The 17,480-nt window shown below is 66.0% G+C and carries 18 protein-coding genes and 1 tRNA gene; 4 read left to right on the plus strand and 15 right to left on the minus strand.

The genetic code is table 11. The features are described 5' to 3' along the window. Positions 1-241 precede the first annotated feature (241 nt). Together AC5P56_RS17460 and AC5P56_RS17465 are read left to right on the plus strand one after the other, a co-directional pair. Entirely contained in the window at positions 242-670 is a 429-nt protein-coding gene (locus tag AC5P56_RS17460) for a hypothetical protein (protein ID WP_014646194.1), read from the plus strand. A gap of 199 nt (positions 671-869) precedes the next feature. Continuing rightward, positions 870-1,916 (plus strand): RHS repeat-associated core domain-containing protein, encoded by a 1,047-nt coding sequence (locus tag AC5P56_RS17465; protein ID WP_080281850.1) that lies wholly within the window; start codon positions 870-872, stop codon positions 1,914-1,916. Positions 1,917-2,511: 595 nt separating this feature from the next. Here the strand turns inward: AC5P56_RS17465 and AC5P56_RS17470 are convergent. From AC5P56_RS17470 to AC5P56_RS17535, 14 genes are all read right to left on the minus strand, one after another. Then, a tRNA-Val gene (locus AC5P56_RS17470) sits at positions 2,512-2,586 on the minus strand. Between the two features lie 117 nt (positions 2,587-2,703). After that, on the minus strand, positions 2,704-3,057 hold the full coding sequence (locus AC5P56_RS17475; protein WP_005412452.1) for a PilZ domain-containing protein: 354 nt from the start codon (positions 3,055-3,057) through the stop codon (positions 2,704-2,706). Beyond that, a complete protein-coding gene (locus AC5P56_RS17480; RefSeq protein ID WP_046429215.1) occupies positions 3,054-4,010 on the minus strand; it encodes a DNA polymerase III subunit delta' in 957 nt (318 codons plus the stop codon). The genes AC5P56_RS17475 and AC5P56_RS17480 overlap by 4 nt, the downstream gene beginning before the upstream one ends. Next, positions 4,007-4,672 carry a dTMP kinase gene (gene tmk / locus AC5P56_RS17485; RefSeq protein WP_049441019.1) on the minus strand — a complete coding sequence of 222 codons (666 nt, stop codon included), beginning with the start codon at positions 4,670-4,672 and terminating at the stop codon, positions 4,007-4,009. Before tmk ends, AC5P56_RS17480 begins: the two co-directional genes overlap by 4 nt. Beyond that, entirely contained in the window at positions 4,669-5,730 is a 1,062-nt protein-coding gene (gene mltG, locus AC5P56_RS17490; protein ID WP_046429210.1) for an endolytic transglycosylase MltG, read from the minus strand. Before mltG ends, tmk begins: the two co-directional genes overlap by 4 nt. A 192-nt stretch (positions 5,731-5,922) precedes the next feature. Beyond that, positions 5,923-7,287 carry an aminodeoxychorismate synthase component I gene (locus AC5P56_RS17495; RefSeq protein WP_495231834.1) on the minus strand — a complete coding sequence of 455 codons (1,365 nt, stop codon included), beginning with the start codon at positions 7,285-7,287 and terminating at the stop codon, positions 5,923-5,925. 92 nt (positions 7,288-7,379) lie between these two features. Then, positions 7,380-8,642, minus strand: a complete 1,263-nt coding sequence (gene fabF, locus AC5P56_RS17500) for a beta-ketoacyl-ACP synthase II (RefSeq protein ID WP_134808562.1) — start codon at positions 8,640-8,642, stop codon at positions 7,380-7,382. 143 nt (positions 8,643-8,785) lie between these two features. After that, positions 8,786-9,025 carry an acyl carrier protein gene (gene acpP / locus AC5P56_RS17505; RefSeq protein ID WP_005415509.1) on the minus strand — a complete coding sequence of 80 codons (240 nt, stop codon included), beginning with the start codon at positions 9,023-9,025 and terminating at the stop codon, positions 8,786-8,788. Positions 9,026-9,177: 152 nt separating this feature from the next. Continuing rightward, on the minus strand, positions 9,178-9,921 hold the full coding sequence (gene fabG / locus AC5P56_RS17510) for a 3-oxoacyl-ACP reductase FabG (protein WP_005408312.1): 744 nt from the start codon (positions 9,919-9,921) through the stop codon (positions 9,178-9,180). Positions 9,922-10,003: 82 nt separating this feature from the next. Further along, positions 10,004-10,948, minus strand: a complete 945-nt coding sequence (fabD, locus tag AC5P56_RS17515; protein WP_032958546.1) for an ACP S-malonyltransferase — start codon at positions 10,946-10,948, stop codon at positions 10,004-10,006. A 159-nt stretch (positions 10,949-11,107) separates the two neighbouring features. Continuing rightward, positions 11,108-11,890 (minus strand): BUD32 family EKC/KEOPS complex subunit, encoded by a 783-nt coding sequence (locus tag AC5P56_RS17520; RefSeq protein ID WP_046429200.1) that lies wholly within the window; start codon positions 11,888-11,890, stop codon positions 11,108-11,110. A 77-nt stretch (positions 11,891-11,967) separates the two neighbouring features. Then, positions 11,968-12,945 (minus strand): beta-ketoacyl-ACP synthase III, encoded by a 978-nt coding sequence (locus AC5P56_RS17525; protein ID WP_014646186.1) that lies wholly within the window; start codon positions 12,943-12,945, stop codon positions 11,968-11,970. Between the two features lie 91 nt (positions 12,946-13,036). Further along, positions 13,037-13,231, minus strand: a complete 195-nt coding sequence (gene rpmF, locus AC5P56_RS17530; RefSeq protein ID WP_004154640.1) for a 50S ribosomal protein L32 — start codon at positions 13,229-13,231, stop codon at positions 13,037-13,039. Positions 13,232-13,338: 107 nt separating this feature from the next. Further along, a complete protein-coding gene (locus tag AC5P56_RS17535) occupies positions 13,339-13,848 on the minus strand; it encodes a YceD family protein (protein WP_049404889.1) in 510 nt (169 codons plus the stop codon). A gap of 113 nt (positions 13,849-13,961) precedes the next feature. Between AC5P56_RS17535 and AC5P56_RS17540 the strand changes: the two genes are divergently transcribed. Next, complete coding sequence (locus AC5P56_RS17540; protein ID WP_111205519.1) at positions 13,962-14,531, plus strand: Maf family protein; 570 nt, start codon at positions 13,962-13,964, stop codon at positions 14,529-14,531. 103 nt (positions 14,532-14,634) lie between these two features. Here the strand turns inward: AC5P56_RS17540 and AC5P56_RS17545 are convergent, their stop codons facing one another. After that, positions 14,635-16,470: a glycosyltransferase family 39 protein gene (locus tag AC5P56_RS17545; protein ID WP_032958556.1), complete on the minus strand. Its 1,836-nt coding sequence runs from the start codon at positions 16,468-16,470 to the stop codon at positions 14,635-14,637. A 42-nt stretch (positions 16,471-16,512) separates the two neighbouring features. Between AC5P56_RS17545 and AC5P56_RS17550 the strand changes: the two genes are divergently transcribed. Then, positions 16,513-17,466: an AAA family ATPase gene (locus AC5P56_RS17550; protein WP_032958559.1), complete on the plus strand. Its 954-nt coding sequence runs from the start codon at positions 16,513-16,515 to the stop codon at positions 17,464-17,466. The last annotated feature ends 14 nt before the right edge of the window (positions 17,467-17,480 follow it).

Raw genomic sequence — 17,480 nt, forward strand, 5'->3', positions numbered from 1 at the left:
GCCGAGGCAAGACGCCTTGGCCGGGATTGGCGTCTCGAATAAACGAACAGGCTTCAAGGACTGCGAGAGAGATCGCAGTTGAGAGAATGCACCGACTGCCCTCAATGGCGGGCGGTGCGTGGGGATCGCAAGATCCGCCAGGCGTTCTTCTCCCTTGAAGCTTGTTTGCCTTGGCACGCCAACCCGCACCGTCCGCCACCTTCACTCCAGAAGGTGGCCCTACGCCAGTGAGGGTTTCGCCATGACCAACCGAACCGCCATCCATCCCCGCCTGCACGCGCTTATCGGCGACGTCGCAGCCGACGTGCCCGAAGACCTTGCGCGTGAGATCGAATGCGCTCTAGCGGAGCGACTGCTGCCGCCTTCGCGCCCAACGTTCCTTTCCTGCCTCGATGCCATCCGCGCCGGTGATGACCAAGCCGGGCGCGCATGTACCCCGCAGACACTCAGCGCCACAGGCTTCGGCTCGCTCGACCGCTCGCTGGCCGCTTTGAATGCCGTACTGGATCTACTGCATGCCGCCGAACGTGCGCGCCTGGATGGCGATCCGCAGGATCAACTCGGTGACTTCCATCGGGACGGATTGATCGTTGCCGCACGCCAGATCGCGCGCGCTGCACAGGATGGGCTAGGCCATGCCATGGGATTCGCGGCAGGAAGACCTGGCTGATGCACGCGCAGCAAAGATGGCCCATTGCTGGAGGCCCTTTTTGTTCTGCAACATGGTAGGTGGCACAGGGATGGACGCGGCTCTTCTACCCAGCGAAGGCGGCCATTGCGGTATATGATCCACTCGGATCGGTGCACGAACGCCACGGTCATACTGCCTAGTCAAGTCATCTTGGACAGCGCTTTCGGGGAAAGAAAGGATGCATACATTCAAAAGGAACGCGGGCGATGAATCCGCCTGCGCATCAAGGGTTGGAGTTCGTCTCCGAACACTGGTTGCAGCAAGTACTTGGCTACACATTGCGCTGCCAATTGGGCTTGGCCTGCCTCCATCCGCGAACGCTGCAGGTCCGGAGACGGTTACCTACATTCATACCGACGCCCTTGGCTCCCTTGTTGCTGAGAGCGACGCCAACGGCAACGTGATAAAGCGTTATGACTACGAGCCCTATGGGACCCTGGTAGGAGGACAGGTCACCGACGGACCCGGATACACAGGGCATGTGAGCGACTCGACTACGGGCTTGAGCTACATGCAACAGCGATACATGGATCCGGAGCTGGGAGTCTTCCTCTCAGTGGACCCGGTCTCAGCGTATGACCAGCCTGTAGGCCAGTTCAATCGCTATCGGTATGCCAACGGGAATCCGTACAAATTCACTGATCCAGATGGGCGAAATCCAGCCCTGCCATTCATCTATGGCGCGATAGCGGGGGGCCTGTCCAATATTGCCATCCAGAAGCTGATGAATCCGGATAAACCAATCGATCAGACGCAGGCATTGATAGCAGCAGGGGTGGGTTCGGTCTCAGGCGGCGTGGGCGGTATCGCTGTCGCAGCCGTGGAGTCTGGAGTGATTTCTGTCGGCCGAGCCGTTGCCATTCAAGCAGCGGCGAATTTCGTCACTGGCGGCGCCGGTGCCGCCGCAGAGAGCGCCCTCAAGGGAGAGCCGATTTCCGCTGGTGGAGTGCTCACGGCAGCGACCGGAGGCGCTGTTGGTGGTCTGGCAGGTTCCGGTGTTGCAGCTGCAGCAGGCGACTTCGCGGGACCAGCCGCCAAAGGCGCTCTGAATAGGCTGAGCAGCTCCGCATCTCCCGGCGCCCCGAACATCGCCTCCACCACCGCATCAACAGGAGTCGCAATTCCTCGTCAGTCGATCACACAAGCGGGAGCATCACAGCTAGGGCAGAGCACCGCCGGAGCCGCCGTAGATGCGGCACAAAAGACGATGGAGAAGAAGAAGTGAATCCAGTACTACGTGGCTTTCTCGCATACCAAGCCGGGGGCATTCTCGTTCTTGGCGCCCTCTACTTCATTGCGATTCAATCAGGAAATCCGCATCCCTTTCGCGCATCATTCAGATTGTGGGCGGCGTATGCAGTTTTCTTTGCTGCCATATCTGCATTTGAGCTAGTAAAGCGACGACGGTATCGCAATCGGCGATGATCGGCCTCTGAAGTCGGGCTGCGCTCAACAATCGAATGAGAATCGAAAAGCGCTGAACCTAAAATCGGTCATCCAGACGTCCTCGAACTTCGACCATCGACTTGCAAGGACACGGATAGTGGAGTTCACGAAGGGTTTCGAGTACGAAAGCGTACAGGTGATAGTGGAGCGGGTAATCGAACGCAGAGACCTGCTTGACTATGTACGCACAAGCCTTTTCGCTAGGGAAAAAGTCAAAGCGGGCCAGGGTAAGCTAGTAGAGTCCCATATCCATCTGACGGCGAGTCACCGGTTACTTGGAGCCGACACGACCTCCATGCACTTACTCTGCGCATACGAAAAAGCCGGCTGAAAGCCGGCTTCTTCATAACACCTGAAAAGTCAGGTCTACTATTTGGTGGGCGGTACAGGGATCGAACCTGTGACCCTTGCCGTGTGAAGGCAATGCTCTACCGCTGAGCTAACCGCCCGGTGTGTTGCTGAGCCGCTCATTATAGGGGCTTTTCAGAGGCCGTCAACAGTTTTTCACAGTCGTGTTCACGGGCATTTCGGGGCACGCAGCCGGGCATGACCCGACGCTACCGGAATCACATCGTATGGGTCGGTTTGTCCGAACCGGTCAGCCCGGCCAGCAGGGTCTCGATCTTGTGGCGCACGCCCTCGCCTTCGGCACCGTCGGCCAGCTGCACGCCGATGCCGGCGGTGCGGTTGCCCTGCGCGCCGGCCGGGGTCACCCAGATCACCTTGCCGGCCACCGGCAGACGCTCGCTGGAATCGGGCAGCGTCAGCAGCAGGAACACCTCGTCGCCCAGGAAGTAGCGCTTGGGCGTGGGCACGAAGATGCCGCCATTCTTCACGAACGGCATGTACGCGCTGTACAGCGCGGCTTTGTCCTTCACAGCCAGGGACAGGATGCCCTGGCGGGCGTTGCTGGCACTCATCGATTTCCCCTTGCGGCAGGCCGCTCGTTCACCTTGTTCCAGGCCAGCAGCAACTCGACCACCGCAAGGTCTGCACGCACCGTGGTGCGCAGCAGGTCGCGGGTGCGGTTGGCCGCATCGAACCAGGCTGCAAGCTTGTGCAATCGCTCCGGCGTGGTCAAGGCATCGGTGCTGGCCTGGGCCAGCGCCAGATCGGCAGCGAAGCGCAGGCGCAGCGCCGCGTTGTCATCACCGCACCACTTCTGCGCCAGCTCCACCGCGCCGGTCTTGCCGGCGGCCAGCTGTTCCAGATCTCGACCAACTTCGCGGCGCAGGCTCAGGCCGTCTTCGCGCAGCCAGTTGTCGGCCTGGCCGGGATGGCCGCGGGCGGCCTCCAGCGCTTCGCGCGCCGATGCTTCACTGTGGCCCAGCTGCTGCAGCCAGGCCAGTGCTTCGTGCTGCGGCGGCAGCTTGAATTCCAGTCGCTGGCAACGGCTGCGGATGGTCTGCGGCAGGCGTGCCGGGTCGCTGCTGATCAGCCAAAGGTAGCGGCCGGGCTGCGGCTCCTCCAGCGTCTTCAGCAGCGCGTTGGCGGCCGAACGGTTGATCGCATCGGCCGGATCGACGATCACCACCTGCGCCACGCCGTACTGCGGGGTCAGCGCCAGCTTGTCGGTGATCTCGCGCACCTGCTCGATGACGATCTCGGTACGCAGCTTGTCGCCGCTCTTGTTCGGAATGAAGCTGACCAGCTGCAGGTCCGGATGGGTGCCGGCGGCGATCAGCTGGCGCGTACGCGTGGCGTGCGTTGCATCACCCTGCGCCAGCACGTGGTCGGCCAGCGCCAGCGCCACCTCGCGCTTGCCCAGCCCGGCCGGGCCGCAGATCAGCAGGCCATGACCGAGGCGACCGGCGTCGAGCGCAGCCACGGTCTGGTCGAACGCGCGCTGCTGCCACGGCGAAAACGTGCTCATGCGCCCTCCCCGTCCTGCAGCCAACGCTCGACACGTGCGACCACATCGGCGGCCACGCGTTCCTGCACCTGGCCGGCGTCGATCAGCGCGAAGCGCTGCGGGTCCTGCTGTGCGCGGCTGCGGAACACGGCGCGCACGCGCTGGAAGAAATCGTCCTGCTCGCTCTCGATGCGGTCCGGCCACAGGTCACGGCCGTTGGCGCGTGCGCGGCCGACGGCCACGTCCACATCCAGCAGCAGGGTCAGCCCTGGCAGCAGGCCGACCGCGCGGCGCTCCAGGTCGGCAATCCACTGCGGGTCAAGCCCGCGGCCACCGCCTTGGTAGGCGTAGCTGGAATCGGTGAAGCGGTCGCTCAGCACGTAGGCACCGCGCTGCAGCGCCGGCCGGATCACCTGGCGCACATGCTGGGCGCGTGCGGCGAACACCAGCAGCAGCTCGGCTTCGGCGCTGAGCGGCTCGGCAGCGATCTCGGCATCGGGCTTCAGCACCAGGCCGCGGATGCGCTCGGCCAGCGGCGTGCCACCCGGCTCGCGGGTCAGCACCACCTCGTGGCCGTGGCGGCGCAGGCAGTCACGGATGGCATTGATGGCGGTGGTCTTGCCTGCGCCCTCGCCGCCTTCCAGGCTGACGAAACGCGGGTGGCGAAGCAGCGCGGGACTCATTGCGCCGGGGTCTCCTGGGTACGTTGCTGGCGCAGCTGCTGCAGGTAGCGGGCTACGGCGGCGTTGTGCTGGTCCAGGCTGGGCGAGAACACGTGCGCGCCGCTGCCGTCGCCCACGGCGACGAAGTACAGCGCATCACCGGCGGCCGGCTGCGCCGCGGCCATCAGCGCGTCGCGACTGGGCATGGCGATCGGGGTCGGGGTCAGGCCCGCACGGGTATAGGTGTTGTACGGCGTATCGGTGGTCAGGTCGCGGCGGCGGATGTTGCCGTCATACGCGGCACCGATGCCGTAGATCACGGTCGGGTCGGTCTGCAGGCGCATGCCGATCTTCAGGCGGCGCATGAACACGCCGGCGATCTGCGGGCGCTCGCTGGCCAGCGCGGTTTCCTTCTCGATGATCGACGCCAGCGTCAGCAGTTCGTAGGGCGTGTTGATCGGCAGGTCCGGCGCGCGGCTTTCCCAGGCTTCGTCCAGCGCCTTTTCCATTGCGGCGTGGGCGCGCTTGAGCACGTCCAGATCACTGTCGCCGCGCTGGTAAACGTAGGTCTCCGGCAGGAAGCGGCCTTCCGGGTGCTGGCCACCGAAGCCAAGGCGCTGCATCAACGCGGCGTCATCCAGGTTGTCGGTGGTGTGCAGCAGCGGCTCGGCGCGCTTGAGTGCGGCACGCAGCTGGCGGATGTTCCAGCCCTCGACAATCGTGACGCGGTGCTGCAGCACCTTGCCGGCGCGCATGCGAAGCAGCAGCTCGCGCGGGGTCAGCTCACCACTGAGCGCGTACTCGCCCACCTTCAGCTTGCCGGCCGCATCGAGCTGGCGCGCCAGCAGTTGCCACTGGGTGTCCTGGCCCTCGTCCACGCCGGCATCGCGCAGCTTGCGCAGCACGCTGTTCATGCCATCGCCGCTGGCGATGACCACGCTCTCGGCGGTCGGGGTGATCGGGGCGTCGGCGAACCGGGTCTGCTGGTAGAAGAACCACGCGCCCGCGCCGGCCACGACGGCAGCCAGCACCACCACCAGCGTTACCACGAACAGACACCCGCGCTTGGCTCCCGCCATGGACTACCTCTGAACTCGATTCCGTCGTGCAGGATACCGTGCCGGTGGATTGGGGTCATGACCGGGGTGGCGCCTGCATGCCGGCCAACGGTCGATCAGTAGATCCACGCCATGCGTGGATGAACGCCCGGCGGCATGACTGCGGGGGTCAGAGCCCTCGCGCGGTGCGCAAGGGATCCGACCCCGACCGGATCAGCCCTGCTGGCCGAGCGCGCGCAGCAGGCCGCGGGCCTTGGCGCGGGTCTCGTCCAGTTCCTTGTCCGGGTCCGAATCGACCACGATGCCGGCGCCGGTGCGGAAGCTGACCTGGTGGCCATCCACTTCGGCGGTGCGGATCAGGATGTTCAGGTCCAGGTCGCCATCGCGGTTCAGCCAGCCGAACGCGCCGGTGTAGGCGCCGCGCGGCACCTGCTCCAGCTCGCTGATGATCTGCATGCAGCGCACCTTGGGGCAGCCGGTGATGGTGCCACCGGGGAACGTGGCGGCGATCACCTCGCCGGGGGTGACCTCCGGGCGCAGGTGGCCGCTGACGTTGCTGACGATGTGGTGCACGTGCGCGTAGCTCTCCACGGTCATCAGCTCGTCGACCACCACGGTACCGGGCATGCAGATGCGGCCCAGGTCGTTGCGCTCCAGGTCGATCAGCATCACGTGCTCGGCGCGCTCCTTGGGGTGGCCGACCAGCTCCTGGATGCGTGCGGCATCATCGTCCCCCTCGAAGCGCGGACGCGTGCCGGCAATCGGACGGGTCTGCGCGTGGCCGGCATGCACCGACACCAGCCGCTCCGGCGAGGAACTGACCACATGGCGGCCGTGCGCGCTGAACAGGCCGGCGAACGGTGCCGGGTTGGCGCGGCGCAGCTGCGCGTACAGCGCCTGCGGGCTGACCGGCGCAGCGAACTGCGCGCTCCAGCGCCGCGACAGGTTCACCTGGAACACGTCGCCGGCACGCAGGTACTCGATCACCCGGCGCACGCCGTCGGTGAAGCGCTGCGGCGCATCCTCGCCCACCGCCTGCGGCGGCTGCCAGCCCTGCCCGGCCTCGGGCAGCGCGGCCGAGGCCAGTGCCACCAGCGCATCCAGCAACGCCTGCTCGCCGGCCTCGGCGATGACGAAGCTGGCGCCGTTGTGATGGTCATGCAGCACCGCGGCCGGGCAGCGCAGCGCCAGCGCGGTCGGGCGACCGTCCTCGCGCGCACGCGCCGGCAGCACCGGTTCGATCTGGCTGGCCACTTCGTAGTCCAGCATCAGCGCCCAGCCGCCGCGGAACGGCAGGCTGTGGCTGCCGTCATGCAGCAGGCGTTCGCGCTGCCAGGCACGGTCCAGCACCTGCAGGAAGCTGCCGGCGTGCACCGCGTCGTGCTGGTCGCGCACCTGGCCATCGGCATCCAGCCGCAGGCAGTCGCCCTGCGCGGCCAGCAGCAGGCTCCAGCGGCCCTGCGCGGTGCCCGAGGCAGTGGATTCCATCAGCAGCGGAAAGCGCGCCGGGTCATGCTGCTGCAGGGCCAGCAGATCGATCGGGTGCGGCAGCGGGTGGATCAGCGGTGCGTGGGTCATGGCGGCCAGTTCGGGGGTTCAGATGCACGGAAGCCGCCTTGCGGCGGCTCCGTAGAACGCGGCGTCGAGCATGGCCCGACGCTACAACTCGGTCAGACGCGCTTGAAGACCAGCGTGCCGTTGGTGCCGCCGAAGCCGAAGCCATTGGACATCACCACGTCGACCTTGGCCTGGCGCGCTTCGTTGGGCACGTAGTCCAGGTCGCAGCCTTCGCCCGGCTGCTGCAGGTTGATGGTCGGCGGGATGACGTTGTCCTGCAGTGCCATCACCGAGAAGATCGCTTCCACGCCGCCGGCAGCACCCAGCAGGTGGCCGGTCATCGACTTGGTGGAGCTGACCATCATCTTGTAGGCGTGGTCGCCGAAGGCGGTCTTCATCGCCATGGTCTCGCCCAGGTCGCCCAGCGGCGTGGAGGTACCGTGCGCGTTGAGGTAGCCCACCTGTTCCGGGCTCACACCCGCGTCCTTCATAGCCATGGCCATGCAGCGCGCGGCGCCTTCGCCGTTCTCGCTCGGTGCGGTCATGTGGTACGCGTCGGAGCTGGCGCCGAAGCCGGCCAGTTCACAGTAGATCTTCGCGCCACGCGCCTTGGCGTGCTCGTACTCTTCCAGGATCAGGATGCCGGCGCCGTCGCCCAGCACGAAGCCGTCACGGTCCTTGTCCCACGGGCGCGAGGCCTGTTCCGGGGCATCGTTGCGGGTGCTCATGGCCTTCATCGCGCAGAAGCCGCCCAGCGCGGTCGGCGACGAGCCACGCTCGGCACCGCCAACCACCATCACGTCGGCGTCGCCGTACTGGATCATGCGCATCGCGGTACCGATCGAATGGTTCGAGGTCGCGCAGGCCGACACCGCCGAGAACGACGGGCCCTTCAGGCCGGTGATGATGCTCAGCTGGCCCGGCAGCATGTTGATGATGGTCTTTGGCACGTAGAAGGGCGAGATCTTCTTGCCCTCGTGGAACTCGATGGTCTGCTCTTCGATGCCGAGCAGGCCGCCGATGCCGGCGCCGACGATGGCGCCGATGCGCTCGGCATTGGCGTCGGTGATCTCCAGGCCCGAGTCGTGCAGGGCCATGAACGAGGCACCGAGGCCGTAATGGATGAACGGGTCCATCTTCTTGGCATCCTTGCCGCTGACCCGGAACTTGCCGAACAGTTCATTGTCGGCGGTGATGTCGAATCCCTTGACCTCACCGGCAATCTTGGTGGTGAACCGATCCAGATAGGCATCCGCAACGTTGGTCAGCGGACCGATGCCCGAACGACCGTGGGTGATGCCTTCCCAGCTGCTGGCCAGATCATTGCCCAACGGCGAGACGATACCCAGGCCGGTTACGACGACGCGACGCTTCATTGCTGATTCTCCTGGCCCGGCTGATTTCAACGGGCAACGCGGTTTGCTTCGGTGTGATGCTCAAACACACGGGGCCGCAACTGCGGCCCCATGGGGTGCGGTGCGCGGCGAGCGTGGGCCCGCGCGCGCACTGCCGTCTGACATCAGGCCTTGACGTGGGCCTTGATGTAGTCGATGGCGGCCTGCACGGTGCTGATCTTCTCGGCTTCTTCGTCCGGGATCTCGCACTCGAATTCTTCTTCCAGGGCCATCACCAGCTCGACGGTGTCCAGCGAGTCAGCGCCCAGGTCATCGACGAACGATGCGCTGTTGGTGACTTCTTCTTCCTTGACGCCAAGCTGTTCGACGACGATTTTCTTGACGCGTTCTTCGATGGTGCTCATGGGATCTCGCTCCAGATGGAGTTGTGGTTCAAAAGTGGTCGCCATCAAAGGCGATGGCCGTGGGATAGTGTAGTGGAAACCGGCGCGGCCTTGCATTGCAGCAAAAACCTCCGCAGATCAACCACTTGCGGCGCAATCCCTGCGCCCCTTGCTTACGGCATGTACATGCCGCCGTTCACATGGAGGGTTTCGCCGGTGATGTAACCGGCAGCCGGGCTGGCCAGGAAGGCCACCGCATGGGCGATGTCTTCCGGCGACCCCAGGCGTTCGAGGGCGATGTCGTTGATCAGCGCGGTGCGCGCTTCTTCCGGCAACGCCTTGGTCATGTCGGTGTCGATGAAGCCAGGTGCGACAACATTGACGGTGACGCCGCGCGAACCGATTTCCTTGGCCAGCGACTTGCTGAAGCCGATGATGCCCGCCTTGGCCGCGGCGTAGTTGGCCTGGCCGGCATTGCCGGTCACGCCCACCACCGATGCGATGTTGATGATGCGGCCCTTGCGCGCCTTCATCATGCCGCGCATCACCGCCTTGCTGGTGCGGAACACGCTGGTCAGGTTGGTGTCGATGATCGACGCCCAGTCCTCGTCCTTCATGCGCATGAGCAGGTTGTCGCGGGTGATGCCGGCATTGTTGACCAGGATCGAGATCGGGCCGAATTCCTTGGCGATGCCATCGAGCACGCTGTCCAGCGCGGCGGCATCGGTGACGTTCAGCGCGCGGCCGTGACCACCGTGGGCGGCCAGGCGTTCGCCGATCGCGGCAGCGCCGGATTCAGTGGTGGCGGTACCGATGACGGTGGCGCCCTGGGCGGCCAGCAGATCGGCGATGGCGGCACCGATGCCACGGCTGGCGCCGGTGACCAGTGCGATTTCACCCTGCAGGGGCTTGCTCATGATGTTTTCCTCAGGCTGGGGCGACCGCCGCACCCGTGCCGCTTGCCGCGGCCACCGGTACGGTCGGCAGGAACAGGGGGGATCAGGCCGACCATGCCTCGCGGGCGGCTTCGAAGTCGCCCGGCGTGGCCAGCGAACGGCCGTCGATGGCCTTGTCGATGCGCTTGACCAGGCCGGTCAGCACCTTGCCCGGGCCGCACTCGGCGATCCGGGTGACGCCACGGGCAGCCAGCGCCTGCACGCACCCGGTCCACTGTACCGGCTGGTACAGCTGCTGGACCAGCGCGGTGCGGATCGCGTCGATGCCGCTGTGCACCTGGGCGTCGACGTTCTGCACCACCGGCAGCTGCGGCGCGTGCCAGGACAGGCCGGCCATCACTTCGGCCAGGCGGTTGGCGGCTTCGCGCATGAGCGGGGTGTGCGAGGGCACGCTGACGGCCAGCTTGACCGCCTTGCGCACGCCCTTCTCGGCCAGCAGCGCCAGCGCACGGTCGACCGCGTCGGCGTCGCCACCGATCACGATCTGGCCCGGCGAATTGAAGTTGGCCGGCACCACCACCTGGCTGCCTGCCGCTTCGGCGCAGACGTCCAGCACCAGCTGGTCTTCAGCGCCGAGCACGGCGGCCATGGCGCCGACACCGGCCGGTGCGGCTTCCTGCATCAGCTGGCCGCGCAGGCGCACCAGGTGCGCACCGTCATGCAGGCTCAGTGCGCCTGCGGCAACCAGGGCGGTGTACTCGCCCAGGCTGTGGCCGGCCAATACCGACGGGCGCGGACCGCCCACGGCGTTCCAGGCGCGCCACACGCCGATGCTCGCGGCCAGCAGGGCCGGCTGGGTGTATTCGGTACGGTTGAGCATTTCCTCCGGGCCGCCCTGGGACAGCGCCCACAGGTCGACGCCGGCACCATCGGATGCCTCGGTGAAGGCTTCACGCACCTGTGGGTGCAGTTCGGCCAGCTCGGCCACCATGCCCACAGACTGCGAGCCCTGGCCGGGGAAGACAAAAGCGAGGGTGGATACGGTCACGCGGTCATCCGCTTGTTGCAATCGAAGCGGGCCATGATAAGGGGGAACATGCCGTGTCGTCTGTACGTGCGCGTATGCACGCGTATGGTGAATGGCCGGGCAAGCGCAACGGGGTCAGATCCCTTTTCCTGCGGAAAAGGGATCTGACCCCTATCAGCCTCAGCAGAACAGCTGCAGGACGTCCAGGTCGCCGTCGGCGAGGAAATCCACGCACAGGCCCACCAGCATCAACACGCCGGCGGTGCTGGCGCCGTGGGCGATGAAGATGGAATGGGCCAGCGCGCGCGCCGAACGGCCCAGCTTCATGCAGACCCGGGCCAGGCTGCGCAGGCGGCCGCTGACCGCATGCACGTGCTCGCGCACCGGCGCCTGAACGTCACCCATCGCCTCGGCCATCATCGCCTGCAGGTGCCCGGGGCGGTCGGCGTAGTACTTGGCCACGCCGTAACCGAACATCAGCCAGTCGCGGGCCTGCGCTTCGGACAGATCCATCACTTCCAGCGGATCTTCCTCGAAATCGATGAAGCCGACCTTCTCGCCATCCCATGTGAGGTTGCGCGGCAATGGCTGCCCGAAATAGGCGCCGCGGGCATGAGCTTCAGCAATGGCCAGCATCGCCGCCATCACCAGCTGATCGCGACCGGCTTCGTCGGCTTCGCGCAGGCAGGTATTGAACGAGCTGCCGTTGTCGCCGATCACCAGCGCGGCATGACCGGTGCCCAGTACGTCCGGCACGTTCACACCCTGCGCCTGCAGTTCCGCGAGGCGGCGGGCCTCGGTTTCGCGTGCGGCGTCGCCACCGCGGTGCGGCGGCGGGCGCAGCGCATCCAGATGGAAACGGCGCGCAACAAAATTGAGCAGGCCCAGGGCCATTGCCCGGCTTCCCTTGCCGTACTGCTTCAGCCAGGCACGTTGCCCTTCGATGACGATGGGCTCAACCATGACAGGTCCTCCTTAAACGCGTTACGGCCCCGGAGGGGCCGTAACGACAAGACTTCACATTGTCGTAACTTGCACTATCAATAGCGCAGCAGGGCCGAACCCCAGGTGAAGCCGCCGCCGAAGGCCTCCAGCAGCAGCAACTGGCCACGCTCGACCTTGCCCGAACGCACCGCGGCATCCAGCGCCAGCGGCACCGAGCCGGAGGAGGTGTTGCCGTGCTTGTCGACGGTCACCACGACCTGGTCCATCGACATCTCCAGCCGCTTGGCGGTGGCTTCGATGATGCGCAGGTTGGCCTGGTGCGGGATCAGCCAGTCCAGGTCGGACTTGTCCAGGCCGTTGGCGGCCAGGGTCTCGTCCACGACCGAGTCCAGCGCCTTGACGGCGTACTTGAACACGTCGTTGCCCTTCATGTTGATGGTGCCACCACCATTGGCGCCGTCCTTGAAGCCGGTCGAAACGCCGACCGGGTTCCACAGCAGTTCCTTCTTGCTGCCATCGGCATGCAGGTGGGTGCTGAGGATGCCGGTGTCTTCGTCGGCCTTGAGCACGACAGCGCCGGCGCCATCGCCGAACAGCACGCAGGTGGTGCGATCGTTCCAGTCGACCATGCGGGTCAGCGTTTCGGTGCCGATCACCAGCACGTGCTTGCAGTCGCCGGAGCGGATGAACTTGTCGGCCACACCCAGCGCGAACACGAAGCCGGAACAGGCTGCGTTGACGTCGAAGGCGGGGCACCCGGCCACACCGAGCTTGGCCTGGATCAGGCACGCGGTGGACGGGAAAATGAGATCAGGGGTGGTCGTGCCGACCACGATCATGTCGAGCTGCGAGGCATCGATGCCTGCGGCTTCAAGCGCGCGCAGGGCGGCGTTGTAGCCAAGGTCGCTGGTGGTTTCGCCTTCGGCCGCGATGTGCCGTTCACGAATACCGGTGCGCGACTGGATCCACTCATCCGAGGTTTCGACCATTTTTTCCAGGTCGGCGTTGGTCAGGACTTTTTCCGGCAAATAGCTACCGGTGCCCGCGATCCTCGAATAGATCCGCTTGCTCATCATGTTTCCTGTTGCGCGGGCCGCCGATCACCGGCACGCCCGGGAAAGAAAGCAAAGGCCGCTGCCCGGAGGCAGCGGCCTTCCCGGCACATCAATCTTCTTCGACGGCCGAGGTCTTGGTCTGGATGACCTTCTTGCCGCGGTAGAAACCGTCGGCAGTGATGTGGTGACGCAGGTGCACTTCGCCGGTGGTCGGGTCGGTCGACAGCTGCTTGGCGCTCAGGGCGTCGTGGGCACGACGCATGCCGCGGCGGGACGGGGTGACACGGGATTTCTGCACAGCCATGGGATTGCTCCAAACTCGGTTCGATTTGCTTCGTCGTATCGTCGCGCAGGACGCCAGCGCCCAGCACACTTTCGCTTTCGCCGCAGCCGCCGACGACAATCCGGCTGCTATTGTTTCTTCAGTGCTGCCAACGCCGCAAACGGGTTGGCCTTCTTCGTTTCTTCTTCGCTCGGTGCCCAGTCCTTGTCGACTGCTTCACCGTCGGGCGACAGCGGCACCACGGGCACCGCCAGCACCAATTCGTCCTCGACCAGATCCAGCGGACGCAGCTGGCCGTCTTCCGGCACCAGCAACGCCTCGTATTCCTCCGGCAGGGACGATTCCTCGTCCTCGTCGCGGATCAGGCCAAGCCTCTGGGTCACCTTCACCGGCAACAGGAATCGCTGCATGCTGCGCTGACAGGTCAGCGGCAGCGCGGTGTCGATGGTCAGTTCCACATAGGATACCCGCAAGACGTCGTCGCGACCGAATTCAAGCGAGTAGACACACTCGCCGTCGGTATCTGCGACCAACCCCTGCAGGCGGGTCAATTCAGCCAGGGAGACCTGACCGTCGAAGCGCCTTCGCGCTACAACCATCCGCCAGGCATCCAGCGTTTCGGGCACGTTCGCGGACATAAGCCGCTGAATACTAAGGATCGCACCGCCCGCTGTCAAATGCCCGCCCTGCAGCACTTGCCGCTGGCGCCGTGGAGGGGCCAGACTGCCGCGCCCTGCCCCGGTATTGTCACATGTCACTGGTCCTGGCCTCCACCTCCCGCTACCGTCGCGAACTGCTGGAACGGCTGGGCCTGCCCTTCGACTGCGCACGCCCGGACGTGGATGAAACCCCTCTGGGCGCCGAGACCCCGCTGGCCCTGGCCACGCGCCTGGCCGCCGTCAAGGCCGCCGACGTGGCCGCCCGCCATCCGGGCGCCTGGGTGATCGGCTCGGACCAGGTGGCCGACCTGAACGGCCAGCCGCTGGGCAAGCCGGGCACGGCGGAGGCGGCCTGTGCGCAGCTGGCGGCAATGTCCGGACAGACGGTGCGCTTTCACACGGCAATCAGTCTCAGGCGGGATGGAGAATCCCTCGCCACCCTGGATCTGACCGAAGTACGCTTCCGCGTGCTGGACCCGCAGGAAATCATCCGCTACGTCGCCGCCGAGCAGCCGCTGGACTGCGCCGGCAGCTTCAAGTGCGAGGGCCTGGGCATCAGCCTGTTCGAGGCAATCGACAACCGCGACCCGACCGCGCTGGTCGGCCTGCCACTGATCGCGGTGTGCGGCCTGCTGCGCAGGGCTGGATTCGCGGTGCCGTGAACGGTAGAGCCGAGCCCTTGCTCGGCCGTCTTTTTTTTAGGCTGCCCGCCATCTGTAGCAGAAGCAGCCGAGCATCGGCTCGGCTCTACAGGACCAGGGGACCTCAACGAACTTCGAACGGCTGCTCCTGCCACGCCTCCACGCTGCCGTCGCGGCCGTGCAGGCGCAGGCCAAGCCAATGCCGCCCCGGCGCCAGCGTGGTGGTATCCAGCGATGCGTCGAAGCCCACCGCCGGATGTTGCGGATCGGTGCTGTCCGGCCAGGTGTGGCGGATGTCGAACATGCGCCCGTAGCGCGCATCGCCAATCGAATGGCCATCGACCAGCACTTCGATGCGCGCCAACCCCACCCCATCCTTGAATGCCCAGCCCTTGATGGCGAGCGTTCCGGAGACCTTCTCACCGTTGGACGGTGCATCCAGCCAGGCCATTGCCGGCGTCACGCAGGGCCCCTGCGCGCGCTGCACCGGCAGCCGGAACAGCAGGAAGCGCTGGAAACCATGATCGCTGCTGACCACGCGCGGCGCCGGCAACGGCCCCACCTGCTCGCAGATCGCGTGATAGCGCGCCAGCAGATCGCGGTAGCGCTGGTCGCTGGGTGACAGCACCAGCAGCATCGGCGCACTGCGCGGGCCTTCGTGCAGCAGGCCCCACTGTGCCAGCTGTGCGGTCCGCCCATGCTTGTCGTTGAGCGGGTGCGGCAACACCTCGATATCACCGTTGCCCAGCTGGAAGCCCAGTTCGGCACCGACCTTGAAGTTGCCCGCCAGCACACGCGTGCCCGGCGGCATCTGCCGCAGTTCGTCGCGCACCGCCACGGCCAGCGGCTGCCAGCCGGCAAAGTTGCGCGGGTAGTACTTGCTGCCGGCCATCTGCTCGCGCAGCGCCGGCGTGGACGCCATCAGGTAGTAGCCGAAAGCCAGTACGGTGCCTGCAGCTGCCAGCCACCAGCCGGTGCGGCGCAGCCAGCGTGGCCAGCCGTTGAGGACCACCGGCACGGCCACCAGCAGCGCCAGGTAGCCCGGCAACGGCCAATGGAAACTGATCCGCTCGACATCGGTGAAGAAGCCCAGCAGGAAGATGCCCAGCGTCGACACCCCGCCCACCAGGCCGAAATAGCGCCATTGCACCCGCACACCACCACCACTGCGGGTACCCGCCAGGGCGACCTTCCACATCGCGATGCACAGGATCGGCGTCACCAGCATCGGCTGGATCACCAGGAACCACAGCCCTTCCCACTCGAACGTCCACGGGTGGCGCTCGACCACCTGGAACTTCAGGCCGGCATCATGGTTGTCCGCATTCCACGCCAGCAACGGCAGCCAGGCCAGTACACCCACCGCCAGCGCCACCCATACGCGCGGGTCGGCCAGCATGCGGCGGCCCTGCGGCAGCGCCAGCAGCGCAATGAAGCCGACACCGATGACGCCAATGAAACGGTAGTGGCTGAGCGCACCGATCAGCAGGCCCAGCGCCAGCTTCATCGCCGACGACGCATCCACGTTGTGCAGCAGGCGCGCACCGGCCTGCAGGCAGATCACCGCCGCAAGCGCCATCGGCACATCCGGCACGGCCAGCAGGCCCAGCGTGGCCGACAGCGGCATCAGCAGGGTCAGGCTGCCCGCCTGCCACCCTGCGACGTTGCCAAACCAGCGCGTGGCGATGCGCACCACCAGCAACGGCAGCAACGCACCGATGGCCAGGAACGGCAGGCGCAATGCGAGCACGTGATGGCCACCGATTTCCACGCCCAGGCGTGCAAGCCATGCTGTCAACCCCGGCAGGTCGGAATAGGCAGCGGCCAGGTGCTGGCCTTCCTGCCAATAGAACGCCTCATCGACGAACAGCGGCAGGCGTGCAGCCACCACCAGCTTGGCCGCTGTGATCAGCGTCCATAACCAGAGAAATATTGCCCGCGCGCGCTGTTCGCCTTGCATTGCTCTATGGATAATCGAGTGGATTCCAGACCTGAGACGATCATGCCAGCCTCGTCCCCCAATCCCAGCATGCTAACCGATCAACTGCGCCAGGCCCTGCGGGAGGCACAGGATCAGGTGAACGCACTGGTACTGGGCAAGGTGCCGGAAGTCAGGCTGGCCTTTGTCGCCCTGCTTTCCGGCGGCCACCTGCTCATCGAAGATCTGCCCGGGCTGGGCAAGACCACGCTGGCGCATGCATTGGCCAGCAGCCTCGGCCTCAGCTTCCAGCGCGTGCAGTTCACTTCCGACCTGTTGCCGGCGGACGTACTGGGCGTATCGGTGTACGAGGCCGGCAGCCGCCAGTTCCAGTTCCACCCCGGCCCGGTGTTCACCCACGTGCTGCTGGCCGATGAGATCAACCGCGCACCGCCGCGCACGCAGAGTGCGTTGCTGGAGGCGATGGCCGAGCAGCAGGTCACCCTGGATGGACAGACGCATCCACTGCCCGATCCATTCTTCGTGATCGCCACGCAGAACCCGGTCGACCTGTCCGGCACCTTCCCGTTGCCGGATTCGCAGCTCGATCGTTTCCTGCTGCGGCTGGCGATGGGCTACCCGAGCGTGCAGGCCGAGCGCGAGCTGCTGCGTGGCAGCGATCGCCGCGACCTGATCGCCCGCGCGGTGCCGAAGCTGGATGACACCCAGGTGCGTGCGCTGCGTGAAGCCGTTGGCCAGGTACACGCCAGCGACGCGCTGATCGACTACGTGCAGGCACTGTTGACCCGCAGCCGCCAGCATGCCGGCGTACGCGTGGGCCTGTCACCGCGCGCCGGGCTGGCCCTGCTGCGTGCCGCCAGGGCGCATGCACTACTGCTCGGCCGCGGGCATGTGGTGCCCGAAGACGTGCAGACCCTGTTCGTGGCAGTGGCCGGCCATCGCCTGGTGGCGGAGGCCGAATCCAGCTCCGGGCCGGCATTGGCGCGGGCGATCCTGCAGACCGTCGCGGTGGACTGAAGGTGGCCACACGC

It is taken from the genome of Stenotrophomonas sp. YJH_SMC_131 (genome assembly GCF_059367975.1).

Coding starts and splice junctions, on each gene's coding strand:
- AC5P56_RS17460 (WP_014646194.1), top strand. CDS start 242: ATGACCAACCGAACCGCCATCCATCCCCGCCTGCACGCGCTTATCGGC.
- tmk (WP_049441019.1), bottom strand. CDS start 4,672: ATGAGTCCCGCGCTGCTTCGCCACCCGCGTTTCGTCAGCCTGGAAGGC.
- AC5P56_RS17480 (WP_046429215.1), bottom strand. CDS start 4,010: ATGAGCACGTTTTCGCCGTGGCAGCAGCGCGCGTTCGACCAGACCGTG.
- acpP (WP_005415509.1), bottom strand. CDS start 9,025: ATGAGCACCATCGAAGAACGCGTCAAGAAAATCGTCGTCGAACAGCTT.
- fabG (WP_005408312.1), bottom strand. CDS start 9,921: ATGAGCAAGCCCCTGCAGGGTGAAATCGCACTGGTCACCGGCGCCAGC.
- fabF (WP_134808562.1), bottom strand. CDS start 8,642: ATGAAGCGTCGCGTCGTCGTAACCGGCCTGGGTATCGTCTCGCCGTTG.
- AC5P56_RS17495 (WP_495231834.1), bottom strand. CDS start 7,287: ATGACCCACGCACCGCTGATCCACCCGCTGCCGCACCCGATCGATCTG.
- AC5P56_RS17535 (WP_049404889.1), bottom strand. CDS start 13,848: ATGTCCGCGAACGTGCCCGAAACGCTGGATGCCTGGCGGATGGTTGTA.
- AC5P56_RS17475 (WP_005412452.1), bottom strand. CDS start 3,057: ATGAGTGCCAGCAACGCCCGCCAGGGCATCCTGTCCCTGGCTGTGAAG.
- AC5P56_RS17520 (WP_046429200.1), bottom strand. CDS start 11,890: ATGGTTGAGCCCATCGTCATCGAAGGGCAACGTGCCTGGCTGAAGCAG.
- AC5P56_RS17525 (WP_014646186.1), bottom strand. CDS start 12,945: ATGAGCAAGCGGATCTATTCGAGGATCGCGGGCACCGGTAGCTATTTG.
- AC5P56_RS17545 (WP_032958556.1), bottom strand. CDS start 16,470: ATGCAAGGCGAACAGCGCGCGCGGGCAATATTTCTCTGGTTATGGACG.
- AC5P56_RS17465 (WP_080281850.1), top strand. CDS start 870: ATGCATACATTCAAAAGGAACGCGGGCGATGAATCCGCCTGCGCATCA.
- mltG (WP_046429210.1), bottom strand. CDS start 5,730: ATGGCGGGAGCCAAGCGCGGGTGTCTGTTCGTGGTAACGCTGGTGGTG.
- AC5P56_RS17550 (WP_032958559.1), top strand. CDS start 16,513: ATGCCAGCCTCGTCCCCCAATCCCAGCATGCTAACCGATCAACTGCGC.
- rpmF (WP_004154640.1), bottom strand. CDS start 13,231: ATGGCTGTGCAGAAATCCCGTGTCACCCCGTCCCGCCGCGGCATGCGT.
- AC5P56_RS17540 (WP_111205519.1), top strand. CDS start 13,962: ATGTCACTGGTCCTGGCCTCCACCTCCCGCTACCGTCGCGAACTGCTG.